At 52.3% G+C, this 25,353-nt stretch carries 18 protein-coding genes; 8 read left to right on the plus strand and 10 right to left on the minus strand.

Features of this window, described 5'->3' with window-relative positions; translation table 11 throughout:
* The 3 genes from Q8O77_RS09090 to Q8O77_RS09100 are packed head-to-tail and all read right to left on the minus strand — an operon-like array spanning position 1 to position 3,424.
* Complete coding sequence (locus tag Q8O77_RS09090) at positions 1–717, minus strand: succinate dehydrogenase/fumarate reductase iron-sulfur subunit (RefSeq protein ID WP_305552543.1); 717 nt, start codon at positions 715–717, stop codon at positions 1–3.
* Positions 714–2,516, minus strand: a complete 1,803-nt coding sequence (gene frdA / locus Q8O77_RS09095) for a fumarate reductase (quinol) flavoprotein subunit (RefSeq protein WP_305552544.1) — start codon at positions 2,514–2,516, stop codon at positions 714–716. The genes Q8O77_RS09090 and frdA overlap by 4 nt, the downstream gene beginning before the upstream one ends.
* Complete coding sequence (locus Q8O77_RS09100) at positions 2,516–3,424, minus strand: prenyltransferase (RefSeq protein WP_305552545.1); 909 nt, start codon at positions 3,422–3,424, stop codon at positions 2,516–2,518. The genes frdA and Q8O77_RS09100 overlap by 1 nt, the downstream gene beginning before the upstream one ends.
* Before the next feature lie 162 nt (positions 3,425–3,586).
* On the opposite strand from Q8O77_RS09100, the gene Q8O77_RS09105 reads away from it, so the two are divergent.
* Positions 3,587–5,467, plus strand: coding sequence for an SLC13 family permease (locus tag Q8O77_RS09105; protein ID WP_305552546.1), 1,881 nt, complete (start codon positions 3,587–3,589; stop codon positions 5,465–5,467).
* Positions 5,455–7,821: an SLC13 family permease gene (locus Q8O77_RS09110; protein ID WP_305552547.1), complete on the plus strand. Its 2,367-nt coding sequence runs from the start codon at positions 5,455–5,457 to the stop codon at positions 7,819–7,821. Before Q8O77_RS09105 ends, Q8O77_RS09110 begins: the two co-directional genes overlap by 13 nt.
* A 26-nt stretch (positions 7,822–7,847) precedes the next feature.
* On the opposite strand, the gene panC is transcribed toward Q8O77_RS09110, so the two are convergent.
* The 6 genes from panC to dksA form a co-directional block, all read right to left on the minus strand.
* Entirely contained in the window at positions 7,848–8,690 is an 843-nt protein-coding gene (panC, locus tag Q8O77_RS09115) for a pantoate--beta-alanine ligase (protein ID WP_305552548.1), read from the minus strand.
* 5 nt (positions 8,691–8,695) lie between these two features.
* Positions 8,696–9,487: a 3-methyl-2-oxobutanoate hydroxymethyltransferase gene (gene panB / locus Q8O77_RS09120; protein ID WP_305552549.1), complete on the minus strand. Its 792-nt coding sequence runs from the start codon at positions 9,485–9,487 to the stop codon at positions 8,696–8,698.
* 53 nt (positions 9,488–9,540) lie between these two features.
* Positions 9,541–10,041 carry a 2-amino-4-hydroxy-6-hydroxymethyldihydropteridine diphosphokinase gene (folK, locus tag Q8O77_RS09125; protein WP_305552550.1) on the minus strand — a complete coding sequence of 167 codons (501 nt, stop codon included), beginning with the start codon at positions 10,039–10,041 and terminating at the stop codon, positions 9,541–9,543.
* A complete protein-coding gene (pcnB, locus tag Q8O77_RS09130; RefSeq protein WP_305552551.1) occupies positions 10,041–11,492 on the minus strand; it encodes a polynucleotide adenylyltransferase PcnB in 1,452 nt (483 codons plus the stop codon). Before pcnB ends, folK begins: the two co-directional genes overlap by 1 nt.
* Positions 11,493–11,669: 177 nt before the next feature.
* The gene (gluQRS, locus tag Q8O77_RS09135; RefSeq protein ID WP_305552552.1) at positions 11,670–12,563 is read right to left on the minus strand and encodes a tRNA glutamyl-Q(34) synthetase GluQRS; all 894 of its coding nucleotides are present in this window, start codon (positions 12,561–12,563) and stop codon (positions 11,670–11,672) included.
* Positions 12,564–12,576: 13 nt separating this feature from the next.
* Positions 12,577–13,026 carry an RNA polymerase-binding protein DksA gene (dksA, locus tag Q8O77_RS09140; protein ID WP_173499276.1) on the minus strand — a complete coding sequence of 150 codons (450 nt, stop codon included), beginning with the start codon at positions 13,024–13,026 and terminating at the stop codon, positions 12,577–12,579.
* A gap of 266 nt (positions 13,027–13,292) precedes the next feature.
* Here dksA and pepB point away from each other — a divergent pair, with 266 nt between their 5' ends.
* The 6 genes from pepB (at position 13,293) to Q8O77_RS09170 (ending at position 24,038) form a co-directional block, all read left to right on the plus strand.
* Positions 13,293–14,585, plus strand: a complete 1,293-nt coding sequence (pepB, locus tag Q8O77_RS09145) for an aminopeptidase PepB (protein WP_305552553.1) — start codon at positions 13,293–13,295, stop codon at positions 14,583–14,585.
* A gap of 76 nt (positions 14,586–14,661) precedes the next feature.
* Positions 14,662–17,106: an ATP-dependent helicase HrpB gene (gene hrpB, locus Q8O77_RS09150; RefSeq protein WP_305552554.1), complete on the plus strand. Its 2,445-nt coding sequence runs from the start codon at positions 14,662–14,664 to the stop codon at positions 17,104–17,106.
* Entirely contained in the window at positions 17,103–19,379 is a 2,277-nt protein-coding gene (gene mrcB / locus Q8O77_RS09155) for a penicillin-binding protein 1B (RefSeq protein ID WP_305552555.1), read from the plus strand. The genes hrpB and mrcB overlap by 4 nt, the downstream gene beginning before the upstream one ends.
* A 6-nt stretch (positions 19,380–19,385) precedes the next feature.
* Positions 19,386–21,554: a winged helix-turn-helix domain-containing protein gene (locus Q8O77_RS09160; protein ID WP_305552556.1), complete on the plus strand. Its 2,169-nt coding sequence runs from the start codon at positions 19,386–19,388 to the stop codon at positions 21,552–21,554.
* Between the two features lie 98 nt (positions 21,555–21,652).
* Complete coding sequence (locus Q8O77_RS09165) at positions 21,653–21,868, plus strand: hypothetical protein (protein WP_305552557.1); 216 nt, start codon at positions 21,653–21,655, stop codon at positions 21,866–21,868.
* A gap of 85 nt (positions 21,869–21,953) precedes the next feature.
* Entirely contained in the window at positions 21,954–24,038 is a 2,085-nt protein-coding gene (locus Q8O77_RS09170) for a winged helix-turn-helix domain-containing protein (protein ID WP_305552558.1), read from the plus strand.
* Here the strand turns inward: Q8O77_RS09170 and hemL are convergent.
* Positions 24,035–25,315, minus strand: a complete 1,281-nt coding sequence (gene hemL, locus Q8O77_RS09175; protein WP_305552559.1) for a glutamate-1-semialdehyde 2,1-aminomutase — start codon at positions 25,313–25,315, stop codon at positions 24,035–24,037. The genes Q8O77_RS09170 and hemL overlap by 4 nt on opposite strands.
* Between the last annotated feature and the right edge of the window lie 38 nt (positions 25,316–25,353).

The following is a 25,353-nucleotide window of genomic DNA, read 5'->3' on the forward strand; positions in this document are numbered from 1 at the left end:
TTAGGGTTTAAACATACTGATAATAAAATCTTTCGCCGATTCCACCTTGGCCTGATTCACGGCCGCCGCCGGGTCGAGCTGTTTGGGGCAAACATCCGAGCAAAAGCCAACGAAGGTGCAGCCCCAGGCGCCGTTCTTAGCGTTTAATTGTGGCATACGGGCGGCTTTGCCGTTGTCGCGGCTATCCAGGTTATAGCGCTGTGCCAGCGTAATAGCTGCCGGGCCCAAAAACTCCGGGTTTAAGCCAAACTGCGGGCAGGCCGAATAGCACAGGCCGCAATTAATGCAGTTAGAAAATTGCTGATACTTTGCCAGCTGCGCCGGCGTTTGTTTATGCGGCTGTGTGCCGCTGTAGTCATTAATCAGATAGGGTTTGACCGCCGATAAATGCGCCAAAAACTGTGTCATATCGACAATCAAATCTTTTTCTACCGCAAAGTGTGCCAGCGGTTCGATCAGTATCTCAGCGTGGTAATCACGCAAAAAGGTTTTGCAACCCAGTTTGGGTATGCCGTTAACCATGATACCGCAGGAGCCGCAAATGGCCATCCGGCACGACCAGCGCAAGCCCAGTGTCGGGTCCAGCTGTTGCTGCACATACAGCAGCGCATCCAGCACGGAGGTGGTGTGCTCGCCCTGTACCGTAAAACGCTGCTGCCGCGGTTCGTTGTCGTGCTCCGGGTCATAGCGCTGCAGCAACAGTTGATATTCGCTCATGCTTTGGCTCCCTTTGTGTTGCCGGCACCACTATCGGCTGCACCATCAGTCGTACCATAGCTGCGCTGTGCCGGTGGCAGGCTGCTGATCTGCACGGCTTGCCAGCTAAGTTGTGGTAACGCATTAGCCTGATAATGCGCCAGAGAATGACAGAGAAACTGTGCGTCGTTACGCTGTGTCATACCGCTGTCCAGCCGCTGATGCGCGCCGCGTGACTCGGTGCGGGCCATAGCAGCCGTGCAAATGGCCTGCGCGACATCCAAGCCAAAGCCTAATTCCAGATATTGCAGCAGCTCAGAGTTAAACACCTTGCTGTGGTCGGTGACTTTAAGCTGCTGATAACGCTGCTGCAGCGCTTGCAACTGTTGCTGACAGTGTGCCAGGCCTTCGCCTGTGCGGTAAATACCGCAGCCTTGCTCCATTGTCAGTGTCATATCCCGGCGTAGTTTTGCCACTGAATCAGTAGCATTGGTGCCAAAACGGCGGTTAAGCCAGCGCTGTGACATTTCGCTTTGTACACTAAGTGCTTTGCTGTCAGCTGCCGGGCATTGGCTGGCATAGTGTGCCGCCTGCTCGCCGGCGACGCGGCCAAATACCAGCAGTTCTGATAACGAATTAGAGCCCAGCCGGTTTGCACCATGCAAGCCGACCGAGGCGCATTCGCCCACGGCATATAAACCCGGTAGTGTGGTTTGGCAGTTAATGTCGGTAGCAATGCCGCCCATGGTGTAATGCACCGCCGGGCGAATAGGAATAGCCGCCTGCGCCGGGTCAATATCGACATAGGCTGTGGCCAGCTCGCAGATAAACGGCAGCCGCTGCTGTAAATGCGTGCGGCTTAAGTGGCGCAAATCCAGATACACCACGGCATGGCCGTTGTAGTCACCACAGCGGCCGGCTTGCTGCTCGTGCCAGAATGCCTGCGATAATTTGTCGCGCGGGCCTAGTTCCATCTGTTTGTTTTCAGGCTGGCCTAACGGCGTTTCGGGGCCTAAGCCATAGTCCTGCAAATAACGGTAGCCCTGGTTATTCAGCAGCACGGCACCTTCGCCGCGGCAGGCCTCGGTAATTAAAATACCGGAGCCCGGCAGACCGGTAGGGTGATATTGCACAAACTCCATATCACGCAGCGCCACGCTGTGGCGGTAGGCCAGCGCCATACCATCACCGGTAACAATGCCGCCGTTGGTATTGTAATGAAATACGCGGCCGGCACCGCCGGTGGCCAAAATGACGCTTTTGGCCTGAATTTGTATCAGCTCACCGCTGTTTAGTGCCAGCGCTAACACCCCCACCACCTGTTCGCCGACACGCAGTAAATCCAGCACAAAATATTCATCCAGCCGCTTAATAGCCGGGTATTTCAGGCTGGTTTGAAACAAAGTGTGCAAAATATGAAAGCCGGTTTTATCGGCGGCAAACCAGGTGCGCTCGGTTTTCATACCACCAAAACGGCGTACGGCAACGCTGCCATCTTGCAGGCGGCTCCAGGGGCAACCCCAGTGTTCCAGTTGCACCAGTTCCTGGTAGGCGTGCTTGACGAAAAACTCCACCACCGGCTGATCGGCCAGCCAATCAGCGCCGCTAACAGTATCCTGAAAATGCGCCGCAGCGCTGTCGCTGTTCAGGGTTACGGCGGCGGCGCCTCCTTCGGCGGCCACAGTATGTGAGCGCATTGGGTACACTTTGGACAACAAGCAAATGTTTAACTGCGGTGCGGCTTCGGCGGCGGCAATAGCAGCGCGTAAACCGGCGCCACCGCCGCCAACCACAATAATATCTGTTTGCAGTATTTGCATCAAAGTGCCTTATGGCTAATACCGGCCCAAATCAGCCCTGCCAGTAACAGCAGCGGATAAAGGTGGCACAGCAGTACATTCAGGCCCAGGTAGGGCGTCAGTTGTGTCGGCTTATCGGCGTAGCGGAACAGGCCCGGCAGCAGCTTTATCAGTAGTGGCAGGCTGAGCAGTGCTAACAGGCACTGCCGGGGCAAAATGCCAGCGGCCACCGCGGCTAACAACAGCAGGTAGCTGAGTAACAGCAGCAGGGTGTAAACGCCGGCACTGCGTCGCCGGCCGATAACGATAGGTAAGTGGCGCCGGCCCACGCGGCGGTCTGCGTCGGCATCCGGAAACTGGTTTAACAGCAGCAGATTGCTGACCAGCAACAGCATAATAACCGCCAGCACCAGGGCGCTGGCGCTAATGCTGCCGGTCAGTACCCAGTAAGCGCCTAATGTCATAAAAACACCAAAACCGAGACCCGGAGCCAGCAGGCACAGCAGTGGCCAGCGGTTAACATACTGTGTGTATGCATAAATCAGCAGCACGCCGGGAATGCCAAGCACTAAGGGTTGCCAGTGCAATTGGTAGCTAAGGTACAGGCCGCCGCCAATGGTCAGCATCAGGCTGACGATAGCGAGGGTTAAGGCCGCCGTGCTGGCCGCCGGATAGCGTACAAGGGTGCCACTGCCGCCGCTGAAAGGCGTACGCTCAGTGAGAAAATCCAGCCCCGATTTAAAGTCGAAGTATTCATTAAAGGCATTTACGCTAAGATGAGCGCATAATCCTACCGCTGTTACCAGTGTGAGAGTGCCCGGATGTAAAACATTGCCGGCTTGCCAACTGGCAGCAGCTGCCAGCGCAATACACACCAGAGTAAGACTGAGAAAGTTTATCCGGGCGACGCCGCAAAGTTGTTTCAGCAAAACAGTTATCCTTTAAACATCTTTGTTACAGAGTATAGCCATCAGTGCGGTTATAACTTGATCTGTGACATTTTTTCTGTCTTGATGTTGTAAATTTTTAATCAATGATTGTGGCCGGTATAACTTAGCTGCAGCGTGTTTAATCAACCAACGGAATGCATTATGACAACGGCGCAAAGTATTATTATGCTGATTTTACTGGTCACTATAGGCATGTTCTTATGGGGCCGTTGGCGCCATGATATGGTGGCTCTCGGCGCTATGCTGGCGTGTGTGTTTACCGGGCTGATTGACGCGCAAAGTGCTTTTAATGGCTTTGGTCATCCGGCGGTGATAACAGTTGCCTGCGTGTTGGTATTAAGCCGGGCGTTGCAAAGTTCGGGCGCCGTGGATGTGTTAACGCGGTTAGTATTGCCGGCGAAAGCAGGGCCTACTTTGAGTATTGCTGCTTTAACTGTGCTGGCGGCGCTATTGTCGGGCTTTATGAACAACGTTGGTGCTTTGGCTTTGCTGATGCCGGTGGCTATTCAACTGGCAAACAGGTTGCAGCTGGCGCCCGGTCAGGTATTGATGCCACTGGCGTTTGCGTCAATTCTTGGCGGTACCATGACATTAATCGGCACTCCGCCCAACTTAATTATTTCCGGTATTCGCGCCTCTGAGGGCATGGGCGGCTTTAATATGTTTGATTTTACCGCTGTTGGTGCGGCCATTACCGCAGTTGGCCTGGTATTTATTGTTGTTGTGGGTTGGCGTTTGGTGCCAAAACGCAAACAAGCCGGCACAGAAGGCTTTGAAACCGGTGCTTATATTACTGAAGTCCGTATCCCTGAAGGCACTAAAGCCGATGGTATGAAACTGCGTGAAGTAGAAGCGGTGTTGGACGAGGCCGATGCGCAGGTTGTCGGGCTGATCCGTAATGACGTGCGGGTAACGGCGCCCAGCTCGGGCCGTTATTTACGCGGCCTGGATATTTTGATCATTGAAGCCGAAGCTGAAGCGCTGACAAAAGTGCTGTCAGAGTTGGGCCTGGAGCTGGCGCACGCGAAAGAAAAACGTGAGCCAATGGCCGAAGATGAAACGGAGCAAGCGGATACAGACAGCGCGCCAAGTTCTGCAGCAGATGAGCTGGGACAACCGGTAGAACAAAGTATAGAAAAAGTGCCGGAAAAAGAGCGCAAGCCCGACGAGATTGTGTTGCTGGAACTGGCCGTTTTACCGTCATCCAGCCTGCTTAACCGCTCTGCAGCCGATATGTTATTACGTACCCGCTATAGTATTAATTTACTGGCGGTGTCGCGCCATGGTCAGCGCTCGATGGCACGGTTACGCTCTTTACGGCTGCGAGCGGGTGATTTGCTGCTGATGCAGGGCGCACCTGATGTATTACAGGATTTTGCTAATAACACCGGCTGCGTGCCGCTGGCTGAGCGTGAGCTGCGCATTCCGAATAAACGTAATGCTTTAATTTCTGCAGTAATTATGCTGCTGGCTGTTGCGTTAGCTGCAACAGGAATATTGCCCGCCGCAGTCTCTTTTGCCGCCGGGGTACTGGCCACCATGGCGCTGCGCACCTTGCCCTGGCGTCTGGTATATGACGCCATAGACTGGCCGGTAATAGTGCTGCTGGCGTGTTTGTTACCCGTAGCCGGCGCTATGCAAAGTACCGGTGCGGCCGGCCTGATTGCAGGGGTGTTGCTTAATACTCTGGCTCAGGGCAATGCCATAGTGGGGCTGGCGGTTATTCTGATCAGCACGCTAATTCTGACCGATTTAATGAATAACGCGGCAACCGCAGCTGTTATGGCGCCGATTGCGTTGGGCGCTGCCAATCAGCTTGGTGTTAACCCTGATACCTTTTTAATGGCGGTAGCGGTGGGGGCATCCTGTGCGTTTTTAACGCCTATAGGTCACCAAAATAATACCTTGATCCTTGGGCCGGGTGGTTTTCGTTTTACTGATTATTGGCGCATGGGCTTACCACTAGATGTCTTAGTGGTTGCAGTAAGTCTGCCGGTATTACTGCTGGTATGGCCGCTATGACGCTGGATATTGCCCTGGTATTATTAATACTGGCCGCGGCATTGCTGCTGTTTGTTACCGGCTGGTTGCGGATGGATGTAGTTGCTTTGCTGGTGTTGTGTGCGCTGGCCTTACTGGGGTTGGTATCGCCGGCAGAGGCAGTCAGTGGTTTCAGTAACCCTGCGGTAATCACGGTTTGGGCGATGTTTATTATGAGTGAGGGCTTAACCCGCGTTGGTATTGCCGACGGTATTGGCCGACAAGTTATTCGCTTATCCGGTAGTAGTGAAACCAGGATGATCATCGTCATTATGCTGGTTGCCGGTTTGTTGTCGGCCTTTATGAGCAATATAGGTGTGGTTGCCTTGCTACTGCCGGTGACGGTAGAAGCAGCCAGACGCTGTGGTATATCACCGGCGAAAGTGCTGATGCCAATGGCCTTTGGCGCCATGCTCGGTGGTTTAATAACTTTAATTGGTACACCGACCAATTTACTGGTGCATATTGCGCTGGAAGAAAGCGACCGCAGCGGCTTTAAGTTATTTGATTTTGCCCTGATAGGCTTGCCGATTTTATTAGCCGGCACCTTGTTTGTCGCCTTTATCGGCCGTCATTTGTTACCGGATACAGACCCCGATCGGGCTGGCCTTGCCGGCAGCAAAAACCTCAGCGATCAGTACAGTCTGCAGGAGCGTATCTTTGCGCTGCGTTTACCTGATGATTCTCTACTGGCCGGACACACACTGGAAGAGTCCGGCTTAATTAATACTGTCGGTCTGATGGTTATTGCCCTGACAAGGGGTAATGAAACCTTTACCCTGCCATCGCGGCATACCGTGCTTAAAGCCGGCGATATTGTGTTGGCGCAGGGTAAATTCAGCCGCTTTGAACGGCTGCGCAGTTGGAACTCGTTAACCATAGAGCGCGAAGCACCAATGCTGCATGAGAAGTTGCTGGCAGCCAGTGGCTTGGCTGAGCTGGAAGTGGCGCCTGACAGCGCGCTGGTGGGCGAAGTATTGCAGCATCACCGCTTTCGGGAGCACTACCAGGTGAATGTGCTGGCGGTAAAACGTGCAGGCCAACCATTACGTACGCGGCTGGCCGATTTATCGCTGGCCGCCGGCGATAAAATTCTGGTGCAGGGCAGCAAGAGTGCACTGGACGCCATGCACAAGCAAGCGGCATTCAACACAGTACAATTGCTGAGCCCTGATGACGTAATACAGCAGTACAACCTGGAAGAGCGCTTATTTGTGTTGGGTTTACCGGAGGACAGCCCGCTGGTTGACAGCACCTTTGCGGATAACCGGCTGGGTGACGCTTTTGATTTTCGTTTACTTGGGCTGTTTCGCCAGGGCGAAATTATTCAGCAGTTTCACTCGGACGACAAGCTGCAAGCCGGCGATTTGCTGCTGATCCAGGGGCGGGAGGAAGACCTGGATATTCTGCGCGGCTTTAAACAGCTGGAACGGCTGGACGATATGTCACCTTATCTGGATTTACTGGCCAAAGGTAAACTGGAGCTGGTAGAAGCCACCTTGCACCCGCGCAGCAAATACATTGGCAAGAGTGTTAATGCGCTGCAACTTGATAAACGTTACAAAGTGGAAGTGGCAGCCATTTGGCGCGAAGGCCGTGCGTATCGCTCGGCGCTGGGCAGCATGTTATTGCAGGCGGGGGACGCGCTGTTAATCGTAGGGCCGCGCCCGCGGCTGGCAATGCTGACCGAAAGCGAGCATCTGATTGTATTAAACCCGGTACAGGTAAAACCGGTAGACGCCCGGAAAGCCCCGCTGGCTGCCGGGCTGATATTGTTAATGGTAGCACTGACTATAGCCGGCATATTACCGGTTGATCTGGCGGCCATTTTGGCGGCAACCTTAATGGTGGCCAGCCGTTGTTTGAGCATGGAGCAGGCCTATGCTGCCATCGACTGGCGCTCAATTTTCCTGATCGCCGGTATGTTGCCGTTGGGGTTGGCGATGCAGCACTCCGGCACCGCTGCCTGGTTGGCAGATGGAGTGCAGTCAAGTTTAGGCCAATACGGTCCTGTTGCTGTAATGGCGGGTTTATATCTGGTTACGGCACTGGGCACTCTGGTGGTGCCCACCGTGGCACTGGTGCTGATTATGGCGCCAATTGGTTTAATGCTCAGCAGTGCGCTGGGAATTAACGGCCAAAGCGCAATGATGATAGTGGCGGTAGCGGCGACCAGCCTGGCCAGCCCGGTATCGCATGCCGCTAATACGCTGGTAATGGGGCCGGGGGGCTATCGCTTTGTGGATTATTTAAAAGTGGGTGGGCCGCTTAGCTTGCTATTGTTTGTTATTACCATGGCATTGTTACCGCTGCTTTGGCCGTTAAACCCGGCTTAAACAGCGGCCGGGCAACAGCCGGTAACTCAGACTTCCAGATTATCAATCAATCGGGTGCTGCCGAGCCAGGCGGCAGCCAAAATCACTTTAGGCTGCTGTGCGGTGCTGGCCAGCGTCAGATCGGTTTGGTCAGAGATATCAATATAATCCGGCGTAAAGCCTGCGGCACTAAGCTGCTGTTTAGTGTGCTGCTCTAAGCTGCGGTAATCATGGTTACCCGCCAGAATTTGTGCACGCAGTTGCTGCAACAGCTGATACAGCTTCGGGGCTGTTACTAACTGCTGCGGCGTTAAATAACCATTACGTGAGCTTAGCGCCAGGCCATTGGCGGCACGCTCTGTCTCCACACCGACAATGTCAATGGGTAAGGATAAATCGGTCACCATCTGGCGGATAATAGCCAGTTGCTGATAATCCTTTTGGCCGAAGCAGGCTATATCCGGCTGCACCAGGTTAAACAGCTTACAAACAATAGTCGACACGCCACGGAAATGGCCGGCGCGGCTGGCACCGCAATGTAAATCGCCCAGCAACGGCACTTCGACGAAGGTTTGTACGTCGAGGCCACGCGGGTACATCATATCTGGCGTAGGGGTAAATACTGCATCGGCGCCATGGGCGGTTAGCCCAGCACAATCGGCATCCAACGTACGTGGGTAGCTGTCGAGGTCTTCGTTTTTGCCAAACTGCATCGGGTTAACAAAGATGCTGACAATAACGCGATCGGCACGGCTTTTGGCAACATCCACCAGTTTTAAGTGGCCGTTATGCAGGTTGCCCATGGTGGGCACAAAGGCAATACGTTCGCCGTTTTGCCGCCACGCACTTATTTGCGCCCGCAAGGCTTGAACAGAATTAATGATCTTCATCGGGCTTAAAAACTGTGCTCGTTGGCAGGGAAGGTCTGGCTTTTTACTTCGCTGACATAAGCAGCAATTGCGCTTCTTATTTCACCGGTTTGGGCCAGATAGTTTTTGGAAAATTTCGGAATATAGCCACTGCTGATGCCAAGTAAATCATGCATCACCAGTACCTGACCGTCGGTAACATTGCCGGCACCAATACCGATAACCGGGATGTTTAGCGCTTCAGTAATGCGCTTGGCTAAGGCGGTGGGAATGCATTCTAACACCAGCAATTGCGCACCGGCCTGTTGCAGCGCTTTGGCCTGGGCTACCATGGCATCGGCGGCGGCATCGGTTTTACCCTGTACTTTGTAGCCACCAAAGATATGCACCGACTGCGGTGTTAAACCTAAATGGCCGCATACCGGCACGCCGCGTTCGGTTAAGGCTTTTACGGTGGGCAGTAAAAAGTCGCCGCCTTCAAGTTTCACCATATTGGCGCCGGCCTGCATCAGCGGCACTACATTTTGCAGCGTTTGCTCTAAGGTGCCGTAGCTCATAAACGGCATATCGGCAATAACAAAGGCATCCGGTGCACCGGCGCGCACGGCGCGGGTATGGTAGGCAATATCATTTACGGTAACCGGCAGGGTATCGCCGTGGCCTTGCAGCACCATACCTAAGGAATCGCCAATCAACAGTACGTCGACGCCTTGTTCGGCAAATAATTTAGCGAAGCTGGCATCATAGGCCGTCAGCATGGTGATTTTGTCACTTTGCTGCTTCATTTTCTGTAATACGGCAGTGGTGATCTTAGCCATAATCTTCTCATCCGACCATTAACGCAGGACGCGCAAGATCGCACAAAGTGCGATTAGCTGCAACTGCTGTGAAGTTTTTGCAGGCCGTTAAGCGGCACCTGCGCCAGTAAAGAGGATAATACAGTACCGTCCGGCAGGCTAAGTTGCGGGGCAATGTCATGCAGCGGATACAGCACAAATTCGCGTACGCGCAGGCCGTAATGCGGCACGGTTAAGCGCTCAGTAGCAATAACCTGGTCGCCATACAGCAGAATGTCTAAATCCAGCGTGCGCGGCCCCCAACGCTCAGCTTTGCGCTTACGGCCCTGCTGTTGTTCTATCTGCTGCAGGGCATCCAGTAACTGCTCTGCACCTAACGTGGTGTCGATAGCGGCTACGGCATTAACGTAATCGGGCTGATCTTGCGGCCCCATAGGTTTAGAGCCGTAAAAGCCGGACACCGTCACCAGCTTGCTGTGGGCTAACTGCTTAAGTGCCTGCACGGCTTGCTGCAGCTGCTCTACCGGCTCGTCCAGGTTAGCACCTAAACCAATGTAACAGCGTAGCGGCGCCATTATTCTGCCGTGGGTTTACGTTTATAGCTGCGCCGGCGACGCGGGCCTTTGTCGATGCCTTCTTTGCCCAGCTGGTTGATCAGCTGCAAGCGATCGGTTTCATCGGCAAACTGGAACCTTTCCCACCACAGCGCCAGCTCAACTAAGCTGCCGCCTTCGGCTTCAGCGCGCAGTTGCAAAAAGTCAAAAGCACCACGAAACTTAGGCTGTTCCAGCAATTTAAACGCACGGCGGCCGGCGCGTTTGGTTAAACGGCTTTGCAGCGCCCAAATATCCCGCATCGACAGTGTAAAACGTTTAGGGATAGCGATAGTACGTTGGATATCGTCCAGCACTTCGGTCATGGCGATATTCATCGCATCAATTTCGCTCAAGCCGTCGGTCACCAGAGTTTGGCTACGCAGTTCTACCGGGTACCATAACAGGGCCGCGAAAATAAAGGCCGGTGTTACCGGTTTATCGGCGTCAACCCGCTCATCGGTGTTTTGCAGCGCTTTAGTGGCTAACTGAAACGCCTTGCCTTCCGGCTCTTGCTTTAACAGTTTGTCCAGTTGCGGCAGCAGTTGCTTCAACACCCGGGTGTCGCGCATCAGCATAAAGTTATCAAAGGCTTTGCCGGCCAGCAGCAGTTTAACCAGTTCGTCAAATAAACGCGGTGGCGGAATGTTTTTCAGCATGACTGCCAGCTGCGGGATAGGTGCCGCCGTGGCCGGCGCTATCTGCATATTTAACTTGGTGGCAAAACGGATGGCGCGCAAAATACGTACCGGATCTTCGCGATAGCGCGTGTCCGGGTCGCCAATCAGTTCGATTTTACGCTCTGCAATCGCCTGAATACCATTGGCAAAATCGTACACAGAGAAGTCACTGACCGAGTAATACAGCGCGTTAATGGTAAAGTCGCGCCGCTCGGCGTCTTCTTCAATAGTGCCATACACGTTATCGCGCAGAATTTGGCCATGATCGCTTAAACTGGCGGTTTTCAGCTTAGGTGCTGTGTCGGCTTCATCATCCGTGCCGCTGTGGTGGCCACGAAAGGTTGCTACCTCTATCACTTCACGGCCAAATACTACGTGCGCGAGGCGAAAACGGCGGCCAATCAGCCGGCAGTTACGAAACACCTGTTTTACCTGCTCGGGTTTGGCGTTGGTGACTACGTCAAAATCTTTTGGTTTGATACCGAGCAGTAAATCGCGGATACAGCCGCCAACCAAATAGGCGTCAAAGCCGGCATCTTTTAAGCGGTACAACACCTTCAGCGCGTTCGGGCTGATATCTTTACGCGAAATAGCGTGCTGATCGCGGCTTAAACGCTGCACTTGTGGTAACAGGCTGGCGCCAGGGGCAAGGCGTGGCGCCTGTGCTGCTTTGCCGCTGATTTTGCTTTTAGGGTTGCCTGCCTTAGGGGCTTTGGCCTTAGTGCCAAAGGTGCGGCGACAAAAATCTAACACTCGCGAAATAATGATAATTCTCCTGACAAATACAGCCCTGGCTGCATTCTAAAACAGCCCTGAGCTGTATTCTGAGACAGCCTTGAGCTGTATTCTGAGACAGCCTTGAGCTGCATTTTTAAAAAACCGGCTAATAATACCGCAGCCGAAGCAAAAAAAGAATTAAACCGCGCCGGCTTAACGAAATTCTGTGCTGCTTATTTCCATTTGCCGCGGCACTCTACTCAATTGCCAGCACGCAGTGGCCCAGCTTAACTGCTCTGCCACCGCGGCGTGTTTTAATTCAAGCGGTGGCGGGTGGCCAAGAAAACACAGCACTTTATACATAACCTCTGCAACCGGCCATTGGCTGATGGCTGCAGCATGGTTTTGTTTGCTGAGCTTAAACCCCGGCTGCAGCACCGCCAACGGTAAGTGGCCATAGCGCGGCACCGGTGCGCCAAGCAAGCTACACAAGGCTTGTTGCCGCGGTGTCATCGGCAGTAAATCAGCACCGCGGATCACTTCGGTTATCCCCTGGTCGATATCATCCACCACCACTACCAGCTGATAAGCAAATAAGCCATCACGGCGTTTTATAATGTAATCTTCCTGCGCCAGCGGCGTGCTTATCTGCTGAGCGCCAAATACCAGATCGCTAAACTGCGTATTGACGTTATTGCTGCGCAGGCGCCAGGCCAGGTTATCCGCAGTTAGCTGCAATGCGCCGCAGCGGTTGTCGTAAGTGCCACCCATAGCACTGATTTGCTTACGGCTACACTGGCAGGCGTAAATCAGCTGCTGCTGTTGCAACTGACTGAACATGTCGCGGTAGCGCGCCAAACGTTGGCTTTGATACAGCACCACGCCATCCCACTGCAAGCCAAATTGTTCCAGCGTGCGCAGAATAGCGCTATCCATATCCGGTAGCATACGCGGCGTGTCGATATCTTCCATCCGCACCAGCCACTGGCCATGCTGACTTTTTGCCTGCAGATAGCTGCCAACTGCAGCAATAAGGGAGCCGAAATGAAGCGGGCCGGATGGCGAGGGCGCAAACCGGCCGATATAAGCGGGGGGAACAATTGACATCTTAGCGGGCATCTTAGCCGCCCAGTTGCTTTTCCTTAATCTCTGCTAAGGTTTTGCAATCGATACACATGTCTGCCGTAGGACGGGCTTCCAGGCGCTTAATACCAATTTCAATACCGCAGGTATCACAGTAACCAAAGTCTTCGTCTTCGATTTTCTGCAAGGTTTTCTCAATTTTTTTCAGCAACTTACGCTCACGATCACGGGCACGCAGTTCTAAGCTGAATTCTTCTTCCTGGGCGGCACGATCTACCGGATCCGGGAAGTTAGCGGCTTCATCCGCCATATGGTTTTTGGTGCGGTCAACTTCTTCGCGCAACTGCTGACGCCAGGCGTCAAGAATGCGGCGGAAATGTTCCAGTTGCTTCGGGTTCATATACTCTTCCCCGACCGCTTCCTGGTATGGCGCTACACCTGCAAGGGCCAGTAAGCCCAGCGTTTTGGTAGTCTTACCCTCTGGCATAATCATCTCCTGTATAATGCCTGGCAAAAAATATGGCGGCTATAGATAGCAGAATATTGCCGGCATCGCAATCAGATTTAAAAAGACGCGGCAGTATACAGACTGCACAGCAAGCCGTCATCTTATTTAATTCGCTGTATTTGGCTCTGCAGTTTAGCGTAGCAAAATGACAAAATAACGCGGTGAGCTTTTGCGCGCAAAGCCTTGTGATACACTCAATAGCACAGCATACCACTTAGCAACAGCACTGATTAAAAGGGTTAAACATGGCAGACGTTGTGCAAATTCAGCTTCAAACAGCAAGCGCCGCAACCAAATGGGGCAAAGCAGCACTTACGCCCACTGCGACTGGCTTTCAAATTCATCTTAATGCCGCTGATGCACAACGCAGTGTGCAAAAAGCTGCCCGCAGTTTAGACGGCTTAGGCCTGACACAGCTGCAGTTAAGCGGTGATAACTGGACTTCAGAGCTGCAGTGGGCGTTTTATCAGGGCTTTTGCAGCGCGAAAAAGCAAACCGGCGTGCAGTTTTGCGGCGACACGGCCAGCATTACGCAACTGGAGCAACTGGCACAATGTTTCAGCTGGGCTAAGCAACTGATCAACCAAACCCCGGATGAACTATACCCCGAACAACTGGCCAAACAAGCTGCCGCTTTTATTAACAGTGTGGCAGCAGCAGGTACGGTCAGCAGCCATATATTGCTGGACGAACAACTGCTGGCGCAGGGCTGGCATGGCCTGCACGCGGTAGGGCGTGGCAGTGCACGTAAGCCGGCCATGTTGGTGCTGGACTACAACCCAACCGGTAATGCTGCAGCACCGGTGAGTGCGGCACTGGTAGGAAAGGGCATTACCTTTGACAGTGGTGGTTACTCGATTAAAGCCACCGAAAGCATGCTGGCGATGAAGTGCGATATGGGCGGTGCTGCTACGGTAACGGCCGCGCTGGCGCTGGCAATATTGCAGGGGCTGGATAAGCGCGTTCAGCTGATTTTGTGCTGCGCGGAAAACCTGATCAGCAGCAATGCCTATAAGCTGGGCGATATCATTACCTACAAAAACGGTACCACGGTTGAGATTGTTAATACCGACGCCGAAGGCCGCTTAGTGCTGGCCGATGGCTTGATGCGCGCCGCAGAAAGCGGTGCCGGGCTGATTATCGATGCCGCGACCTTAACCGGCGCCGCTATGACGGCGGTAGGCGGCGAATACAATGCGCTGTTTGCGCTGGATAAAGTGCTGGCACAAAAAGCCCTGGCTTACGCGGAGCAAGTGCAGGAGCCTACCTGGCAATTACCGCTGGAGCTATGGCATCAACAGCAGTGTCCGTCAGCTTATGCCGATACCGCCAACAGCCGGCCGGTAAAAGGCGGTGGCGCTGGCGGTGCCAGTAACGCTGCCGGATTTTTAAGCCGTTTTGTGCCTAACGATGGCAAGGGCTGGTTGCACTTTGATTTAGCTGCCGCCTTTAATAACAGTAATAACGCCTATTGGGCTGCCGGTGCTACCGGTCAGGGTATTCGTACTATCAGCGCTACTTTGCTTGGTGAAGTTTAAGCATTAAACAAGGTTGGGGCCGCAGACATAAACAAGGTAAACTGCGGCACATTAACCATTATTGTTGGCTGGTGTAGTGTTACCTGTAGCTGAAATTGTTCCGCAGTTGCTGTCGTTGTTGCAGCAACATAATAAAGTAATTTTGTCGGCGCCGCCCGGTGCCGGCAAATCAACTTATCTGCCACTCTATTTATTACAGTACCCGGATTTTGCCGGCAAAAAACTGTTAATGCTGGAACCGCGCCGGCTGGCGGCAAAAAGTATTGCGGCCTATCTGGCGGCGCAACTGGGTGAAGCTGTCGGCGAAACTGTAGGTTATCAAATTCGTCAGGAGCAAAAGCACTGCAGTAACACCCGTCTGCTTATTGTTACCGAAGGCATCCTAACCCGTAAATTGCAGCAAGACCCTGAGCTGAGTACAGTGGATTTGCTGCTGTTTGATGAATTTCACGAGCGCTCACTGCATGCGGATTTAGCCCTGGCGCTATGTCTGGAAGTGCAGCAACTGCGGCCACAACTGCAATTGCTGATCATGTCTGCCACCCTGGATATGGCGCAGTTAGCCACAAGGCTGGATGCGCCGGTACTGGCCAGTGAAGGTCGCAGTTATCCGGTAACGGTAGAATATGCTCTGCCGGGCAGCCAGCCGCTGGCGCAGCAAATTGCTGCTTTAGTGCAGCAGGCGCTGAGTAGACATGACGGCAATATTCTGGTGTTTTTACCCGGCCAGGCGGAAATTAACCAAAGTGCCCAGCTGCTGCAGCAACAGGGGGTAGCAGCTAATGTGCAGCTACATCGTTTGCTGGGCAGCCTGACACTGGCACAGCAACAAGCTGCTATTGCGCCGCCGCCGGCCGGCATGCGCAAAGTGGTACTGTCGACTAATCTGGCCGAAACCAGTTTAACCATCGACGGTATCAGCGTGGTGATCGACAGCGGTCTGTGCCGGCAAAGCCGGTTTAATCCACGCCAGGGCTTAAGCGTGCTGGAAACTGCCGCTATCAGCCAGGCATCGGCTATTCAACGCGCCGGCCGCGCCGGCCGGTTATTACCAGGCCATTGTTACCGGCTGGATACGGCAGAAAAATGGCAGCGCAGGGCACGATTTGAAGCGCCGGAGATTGAGATCAGTGATTTAACCGCATTGAGGCTTGAGGTTGCTGCCTGGGGTTGTCAGGTGGATGATTTACACTGGCTAACACCGCCACCGGCCGCAGCTTTAGCGGTGGCAGAGCAATTGCTGCAGCAACTGGGGTTTATTGACAACCGCGGTGTGATTACGGCCACGGGGCGGCTGGCGCATAAACTGGGCACAGAGCCCAGACTGGCGGCCATGCTGTTACATGCGCAGCAACTGGCGCAGCAGGGGCACCGGCATGCACCGGCGCTGGCATGCGTGCTGGCGGCATTGTTGGAGGATACGCGGGTGCTGCAGGGCGATCTTTACAGCCTGCTTGGCCGCGTGAAGCAAACATTGCCACAGCAGTGGCAGCAGGCGCAAAGTTTCGCCCGTTTGCTTGGTTGTCAGCTGGCAGAATCGCTGCCGCTGGAATTAGCACCGGTACTGGCACTGCGGGCTTTCCCGGATCGTTTAGCCAAACGCCGTGGCCAGGGCTATCAGTTAGCCAACGGCATTGGCGCCGTATTGCAGGAGGGCCACAGCTTAACCGGACAAGCCTGGTTGGTGGTGCTGCATATGCAGCAGTTTGGCCGCGATAACCGCATTTACCATGCGCTTAGCATCAGCAGCGATGCCATAGTGGCAGACTGGCAGGCAGAGCTTGGCTGGCACACGCAGACCTTGTGGGATGATAAAAACGGCCGCTTTTTTACCGAGCAACAGCTGAGCTTCGGCCAGTGCCTGCTTGATGCCAAGCCGGCACCGTTGCAACTGACAGCTGAACAAAAGCAACAAGCGTGGCAAGCTTATATCCTCAATAAAGGCTTAAGCTGCCTGAATTGGAGCGACGCTGCGTTGCAGTTACGGGCCAGAGTAGCGCTATTGCAGCAGCATCAGCCTGATGCCGGCTGGCCGGATTTTTCCGACGACGCCTTGTTAAACACCTTGCCGGACTGGCTTGGTGCTTATTTAGCGCCGCTGAGTAAAAGTGCGGCCCTGGCGCAGTTACCGTTGTATGACGCCTTGCTGCAATGTTTAAGTTATCAGCAGCAACAGCAGTTAAATCAGCTGTTACCCACGCATTGGCAGGCACCCACCGGCTCACGGCTTAGTATTGATTATCTGGCCGACGGCGGGCCGGCGCTTTCAGTGCGGGTTCAGGAAATGTATGGTCAGATGAGTTCGCCAACCTTATTGCAGGGTAAAGTTAATATTACTATTGCCTTGCTGTCACCGTCACGGCAGCCACTGCAGGTGACACAGAATTTAGCCAGTTTCTGGCAAAATGCCTGGCAAGAGGTAAGAAAAGAAATGCGCGGGCGTTACCCGAAACATTATTGGCCGGAAGATCCGGCTCAAGCGATGCCAACAACAAAAACGAAAAAGGCGATGCTTAAATGAGCAGAAAACAAGCGGCGCCGACCAAACGCGCTAAACCCGCTGCGGCCGGGCGGCCCTCATTACGCGATAGGCTGAAGCGCAGCGCGCTATTCTCAGGTAAACTTGCGCTATTGTTGCTGTTAATACTGACGTTTTACCTGGTCTACCTCGATAGCAAAATCAGCAAAAAATTCAGTGGCCAAAAATGGCAGGTGCCGGCGCAAATTTATGCCCGCAGTGTCGAATTGGTGCCGGGTAAAGTGATCACGCAGCAGCAGTTGATAGCACAGTTAGATGCGCTGCAATATCAGCGCAACCCGGCGCTGAATGCGCCAGGCCAGTACAGCGTGTCACGCAATCATGTCAGCATTTATCGCCGGCCTTTTACCTACGTTGATGGCTATGAAGCGCCGCTGTTGTTCAGTGTCGAGTTTAACCGCAGTGGTATTAACCGTATTACACAACGCCAGCAACAGGACGCGGTGAATTTTGCCAGGCTGGAGCCGCAGCTGATTGAACATCTGGTGGCTGCGCAGCAGGAAGACCGTGAGTTAGTGCGCCTGGAGCAGGTGCCGGAATTATTTAAAGACACCTTGTTGCTGGTAGAAGACCGCGAGTTTTATCACCACCATGGCGTATCGCCACTATCGGTGCTGCGGGCATTGTGGGTTAATTTTACCGCCGGTAAAACTGTGCAGGGCGGCTCTACACTTACGCAGCAACTGGCAAAAAACATGTACCTCAGCAGTGATCGCACTTTATGGCGTAAAGCCAATGAAGCCTTAATAGCACTGGTGCTGGATTATCGCTTTAACAAGGATCAAATTCTCGAGGCGTACATTAATGAAGTCTTTGTCGGGCAGAATTATGCCAATGCGGTACATGGCTTTGGCCTGGGCGCCAGGTTTTACTTTGGTAAACCGCTAACCGAGTTACAGCCGGCAGAATATGCGCTGATGATAGGCTTGTTAAAAGGCCCGTCGTATTTTGACCCGCGCCGTAACCCGCAACGGGCACAGCAGCGCCGGGATGTTGTGTTGCGATTAATGTTTGAGCAGCATTTATTAAACCGGCAGCAGTATGAGCACGCCGTGCAGCAGTCTGTATCAGTTGTACCACGCGGCCAGTACCTTAACTCCGGTTATGCCGGCTATCTGGATGCGGTAAAAAAGGAACTGCGCCAGGTCAGCATCAGCCCGGAATACCGTGACCAGGGCATTAAAGTGTTTACCTATCTCGATACCCAAGCACAGCGTGCAGCAGAGCAGGCATTACACATGCAATTAGCGCCGCTGGACGGTGAGCTGCAGGCAGCGATGATAGTGGCAAACTATCAACAGGCAGAAATTATTGCCATGGTAGGCAGCAAAGATGGCGTACAGGGCGGATTTAACCGCGCTATTGATGCCAGGCGGCAAATTGGCAGTATTATCAAGCCGGTAATTTATCTGGAAGCCTTAGCGCAGCGTGGCCGTTATACCCTGGCCAGCCGGCTGGAAGATAACCCTATACGGCTGCGCAGCAATGACCAGGACTGGCAACCGCAGAATTTCGACAAGCAATACCGCGGCAATGTCAGCCTGATAGATGCGCTGGCCGATTCGTTGAATATCCCAACCGTGAGGCTGGGTTTGCAGTTAGGCTTGCCGGCAATAAATGACGGGCTGCGCAAATTGGGCTTGAACCGCAAAGTGAAGTTGCACCCGGCTGCCTTGCTCGGTGCAATTGAGCTAAGCCCGTTGGAAGTGAGCCAGCTATATCAAACCCTGGCCAATAACGGCAGGCACCAGCAGCTAACCACTTTATATGCCGTGACCGACAGTAACGGGCATGTGTTGCATATGCGCGATCATCAACTGACACAACGCTACAATAATGAAGAAATATATTTGTTGCAGTATGCCTTAATGCAGGCGGTAAAAACCGGTACAGCTAAAATGCTGAATCGTCAATTTCCGGGCGTGAGCCTGGCGGGTAAAACCGGCACCTCCAGTGATTATCGTGACAGCTGGTTTAGCGGTTTTGATCAGGAAACGCTGACAACTGTATGGTTAGGCCGTGATGACAACAAAACTATTGGCCTGACCGGGGCCACCGGTGCTTTGGGAGTGTTTAGCCGTTACTACAGCCTGCAGCCGCCGGATTCATTGATCCGCGCTATGCCTGAACAAGTAAGTTTACAGGCATTTTCGCTTAGCACCGGTTATGCAGAAGCACAAAATTGTCTTAACATATTGTTATTACCTGCGATTTCAGTTGAAATGCCTGTAATGACCCAATGCACAGAAGAATAACAGCGATTGTCTGACGTTATGGCGCTAAAACCCGACAGCCCGTTACAGGTAGGAGACTGGCAATATTTACCCGAGCAGGACAAACTGGTGCAGTTTGACCCTGAGGGTAAGATTATTGCCACGGCTGACCTGGATAACTTGTCACAAAAAGTGGCAAATTATTTTATTGTGCATGCCGGTAAGCTGGTTACCAAAGACGAGTTACTGCTGGACGTATGGGGCATTCGTGATGTGTCGGATGGTCGCGTAACCCGGGTTATCCGCGTATTGCGTGTAGCACTGGGTGATGACACCCGCGAACCGCGCTATATCGAAACCATTCCCAAACGCGGCTATCGCTTTATTGCGCCGGTGTCGGCGATAGTGCCGCAAGCGTCACAAGACGCTGATGAACCGGCAGTTAGCATTACTGCAGCACAGGTAAAAAAACGCAGCAATAAACCCTGGTTGCTTGTCAGCGCTATTGTTGCATTGCTGGTAATGTTGCTGAGCTGGTGGTTCTCAGCTACCGATAAAGTTGAATCAGACATCAAGGCAACAGTACCTATGTTGCGGTATACACCCGTCACTTCTCTGGATGGTTTAGAGTTCTATCACAATATTTCTGTGGATGAGCGATATCTGGTATACAGCTACGCCAGCCCTGAAGACGAAAATGTCACTGTGTTGATGTTACAAGATTTGCAGGAACATAAAAGAGCGCAACTCACAGAGCCTTCATTCAGTAGTTTTGGTGCCGCATTTAGCCCCGATGGTAACCGGATTGCTTATCACCGGATGTACCCTGATGGTGGCTGCGAGATAAGATTGATGCATTTGGATTTAAGCAACTTTTACGCTGCCAGTGACGAAACGTTGGTGAAGTGCGGGGATAATTCAGTCTCGTCGCGTATCAGCTGGTCACCAGATGGGAATTATATTGCTTACCCTTCTATGAGTGAGCAAAAGCAAATGGTCATTATGCTGAAGCCCATCAATGGTGGCGCATCTGAACAGTTAACAGTACCACCGCCAAGTAGTTTTGGCGATTATGCTGCCAGATTCTCGCGTAAGGGCGACCAGTTGGTGTTTTTACGTGATGCTGCAGGCTCTGCCCAAATATGGGTGCTTGATATGTCAAGCCGTGCTATCAATATGTTGGTAAAGGTAACAGATGTACTTCCCGGTAATGTTGATTGGGATTTGGAAGATAAAGCAATTATTTATCCTTCGGCACCAACGGCCTTGAGCAAAATAGATGTTGCTACGGCTAAATCCAGCATAATTGCGTATACCGATTTCAATGCGCTGGAAGTACAAATGAGCAGCCGTGGCGCTATTGTAGCGACAGTCGGTAACTTTGCTCATGTAAATATTAGAAAAGTACCTAACCTGATAACCGGGAGCAGCTTTGCGCAGGAGACAGTGTTCAGTTCTAACCGAAATGAAACACTGGCGGAAGCTAATCCCATAATTACCGGGCCTACGGCAGTAGTTTCACGCCGCTCAGGTTTACCGCAAGTCTGGCTGTTCTATGCAGATGGTAATCAAAAACAGATTACTCACTTTGACAAAAATGAGCGCTTTCGCAGTTTGGTATTCTCTCCCGATGGTCACTCTCTGGTTGCTCAAATTAACAATGAAATTTGGCTATTGTCGGAAAATGAAATGCCGAAAATGCTATCCAGTGCCAGTGATAACCTTATCAGTTCACCCGGCTGGAGTAGTGATGGTAAGTCAATTTTTTATGCAGAATCTAAAAATGGTCGCTGGCATATAATGAGTCACGATTTGAGCGGCGATTTGTTAGAGCCGAAAGTATTTGCTGAGGGCAGAGAGCTCTATATTGAGAGCTATGATAAAAATTACAGTGTTTGGCGTGATGCTGTCAGCAAAAAATTTTACATCAGCTGGAATGAAGAGAGCAGAGTGGAGGAAATACCGATAGTACTGCCAGAAGATCAACTGTGGCTAAAAGTTCAGGCGAAAGAGCGGGGTATCTATTTCACCTATTTGATAGACAGTATTCAATATAAACTGAAGTTTTATAGTTTTGACGATAAGAAAGTAACGGATGCGGTGTCAGTAGACTATTTGTATCATAGTCGGTTCAGCGTCTCTGCTGATGAGCGCTTTGTATATATATTAGAAGCCGTGCGGGGCGATTTCGACATAGCTAAAATTGAGCTTCAGTAGAGAATTTATCCAAAATTTATATTAAATTCATCGAGCTAGATTAGTTGTTTTACTTCTAATGTTGGATGCGAAGGCAATCAACATTAAAAGGTAGAACCATGAAAGCAACTAAATTTGCGTTAGCCATTTTCTCAATCTCTGTACTGTCTGCTCCTGTGACTCTGGTTTTAAACTCGCAGGACGCCTCTTCGGATGAAGTTATTGCATGCGGTTGGTTCCCGGCGTGCGGAGATCCTGATATATACAGCCCTGCTTTAGAGCCAAAAGACGCTACCAGAGATGTACGCAGCGTTAAGGAAGAAAAATCAGCCTGATTTTTGTGCTTGATACAGCAACACTAAACATTTCTTATAGTTAGGGTATAATCCGACCCGACAGTCAATTGTCGGGCGGACCTTAATGTCAAATCTGGACCCTGTGGTACAAATTGGAGACTGGTATTATCAGGTGATCTACGGTCAGCTGTGGCCGGTTGATACTACTGCACAGGCTGAATCCATGATCCGCCTGGAACCCAGGTTACACAGTTTACTGAATTACTTTTTACTGCATCCCAATATTTTACTGGCAAAAGATACCTTGATTGAGAAAGTCTGGCCGGCCGATGAAGGCACAGATGCCGCAGTAATGCGCGCTGTGGGGGCGCTGCGCAAGGTATTGGGCGACGATGTTCGGGCACCGGTTTATATTGAGACGGCTTCAAAAAAAGGTTACCGCTGGTTAGCCGCTATTGTGCCGGTGACATTACAGGACATCAGTTTAGCTGTCGCAGACAGTGCAGATACACTGACTGAGCTTACCGATGCAGCAGCTGTTAGTTTTGCCGGCAAACCACGTAAAGCCTGGCGCTTTATTGTTGCCACGGCGGCAGTATTAATTCTCGGTGGTGCCAGCCTGGCATATGTTTTGGCTACCTACACCGCTGCCCCATTGATTAAACTGCCGGATACGATTACACCAATCAGTGCATTAAGCGGGCAGGAGTATTGGCCGGTACTGTATCCCGATCACTCTCATGTGTTGTACCAACATAAACCGATAGACAGTAATAAGCTGAATTGGAGCGTGCAGAATCTGACTGATCTGCGCATAGAACATTTAACACAAAAGTACCGTAACCTGTCACAGGCACTGTGGCTGGACGCACAGCATATTGTGTTCCGGGCCGACAGCAGCACAAGCAGCTGCTATTTCTACCGTCAGCGATTGCTGCCTGCTATTGAGCTACCTGAGCCGCTATGGTCTTGTCAGCAGGTTGTTTCTCAGGGCGCAGTGCTGTGGCAAGACAGCTTGCTGTGGCTTGACAGAGATGCGCAAACACAGCAGTTGCAGTTGATGCAAGGCCGCCCGGGGCAGACCGCAGAGCGGTTGTTGACACTGCCGGGGAGCTGGCGCTATATATCACAGTTATTGCTGCGTGATGACAAGCTGTATTTACTGGCCGAAGAAACCATGAATCATTCTGCCTTGCTGCAACTGCAGCTACCCGATGGCCGGATGGAGGTGTTAGCGCGTTTCCCTTATATTGTTACGCAATTTAGTTGGTGGGATAACAAGCAGTTACTGTTGTCTGCCGCACAGCAAGAGCTACTGATTTTTGAGCTGAAATCACACAATACACAGAGTTTAGGCCGGCTAACGCGCGATCTGATACAGGCATCGCGTTACCCTGGTCAGGTATTAGCCACCCAGTTTTTGGATTACACTACCGATATTTTGCGCGCAGTCAGAGACACAAATAGCGGAGGCATCCGGCTATTGCCCTGGCATATGAGCAACCGTAACGAGCGCTTGCCGGTGTTCAGTGATAATGGCGCTGCGGCTTATGTGTCTGAGCGGGCAGGGCACGGTCAAATCTGGTTAACCGAAGGGCGCGACAGCCGCCAACTGACTCAGCTGACAGAGCGGCAACAAATACAACAATTGTTTTGGCATCAGCAACAGTTACTGGTGTTGCTTAATACGGTACTGTACAGGATTGATCTGGATTCAGGTCATTTAATATCTTATCTGCCGATGCCTGACACCGCCATAGGGCGCTATGCCAGCTGCGATAATGTGCTGTACTGGACCACTTTGACCGACAGCGGTTGGCAGTTAATGGCTGAAAACAGCAGCGTAGCGCTGGCGGACAATGTAACTGATGTGCGTTGCGGTCCGCAGCACGCCCTGGTGCTGCAGTTTGCCGACTCAACTGCGCTGGCGTTAATGACACCGGACCACCAGTTACATCTTTTACCGGTGCAAATTGATTGGCGCAGCACAGGTGCAGAGCAATGGTTTAGTGATAGCAGTGGTATTTATTGGCTGGGAGATAACCATACCATTTTTCGCTTTGATTGGTTATCGCAGCAAACTACACCGTTGTTAAACACAGGACAGGAAGTGCCGGTGGCTATATACAGTGATGGCAGCGGGCCAGGTTATATCGTACGGCAGCGGCCGTACGATACCGATATTGTCTGGTTACGAAACCGCCGTTAAAGCTGTTTAAAGCTATGCTCTGCGGCGGCAATAGTTTGCGCCAGGTCATCATCACTGTGCGCCAGCGATAAAAAGCCGGCTTCATAAGCAGATGGCGCCAGATAAATACCTTGTTGCAGCATCAGGTGGAAGAAGCGTTTAAAGGCGTCGGTGTCACACTGTGTTGCCTGGGAGAAGTTGGTAACAGTTGCTTCTTTGGTAAAGAAGAAACCAAACATGCCGCCCACCTGATTGGTTGCCAGTGGTACGCCATTTCTATCAGCAACCGCTTTTAAATTGCTGATCAGAAACGCTGTTTTTTCAGTTAGCGCCTGGTATACACCGGGTTTGCTGATTTCTGTCAATGCGGCTAAACCGGCCGCCATGGCAATAGGGTTACCGGATAAGGTACCGGCCTGATACACCGGCCCCAACGGCGCTATATGCTGCATAATCTCGCGTTTGCCACCAAAGGCGCCTACCGGCATGCCGCCACCGATAATTTTACCTAAAGTCGTTAAATCCGGTTTCACGTTATACACCGCCTGAGCCCCGCCCAGTGCGACACGAAAGCCGGTCATAACTTCATCAAAAATTAATACTGCACCGTACTGATCACACAGCTGACGTAAGCCTTGTAAAAAGCCCGGAGCCGGTGGAATACAGTTCATATTGCCGGCGACCGGCTCCACAATAATACAGGCGATATCGCTGCCGTGCTCTGCAAACAGCTGCGTTAGCTGCGGCAGGTTGTTAAATTCGCTGGTAAGTGTGTATTTGGCAAAATCGGCCGGTACGCCTGGCGAATTCGGTACGCCCAGGGTTAAAGCGCCTGAGCCGGCTTTTACCAGCAACGAGTCGGCATGGCCGTGATAGCAGCCTTCAAATTTAACAATAGTATTACGCCCGGTGTAGCCACGCGCTAAGCGAATAGCACTCATGGTGGCTTCAGTGCCGGAGCTTACCATCCGTACCATTTCCATTGACGGTACCAGTTTGCTCACCAATTCGGCCATAGTCACTTCAGCCGGGCAGGGCGCGCCAAAACTTAAACCTTTGGCGGCGGCCTCAATTACCGCATTGCGGATCGCCGGATGGTTGTGGCCCAACAACATCGGGCCCCAGGAGCCGATATAGTCAATGTAGCGCTTGCCATCAACGTCAAACAGATAAGCGCCGTCGGCACGATCGATAAACACCGGAGTACCACCCACGCTTTTAAAAGCGCGCACGGGGGAATTTACACCGCCGGGAATAGTGTGCTGGGCACGTTGGAACAGTTCTGCAGATAAAGACATAAATCAGTTTCCGATAATTAAGAAGAATCAGCCGGCGG

The organism is Rheinheimera sp., from assembly GCF_030690345.1.
Taxonomy (GTDB): Bacteria; Pseudomonadota; Gammaproteobacteria; order Enterobacterales; family Alteromonadaceae; genus Alishewanella.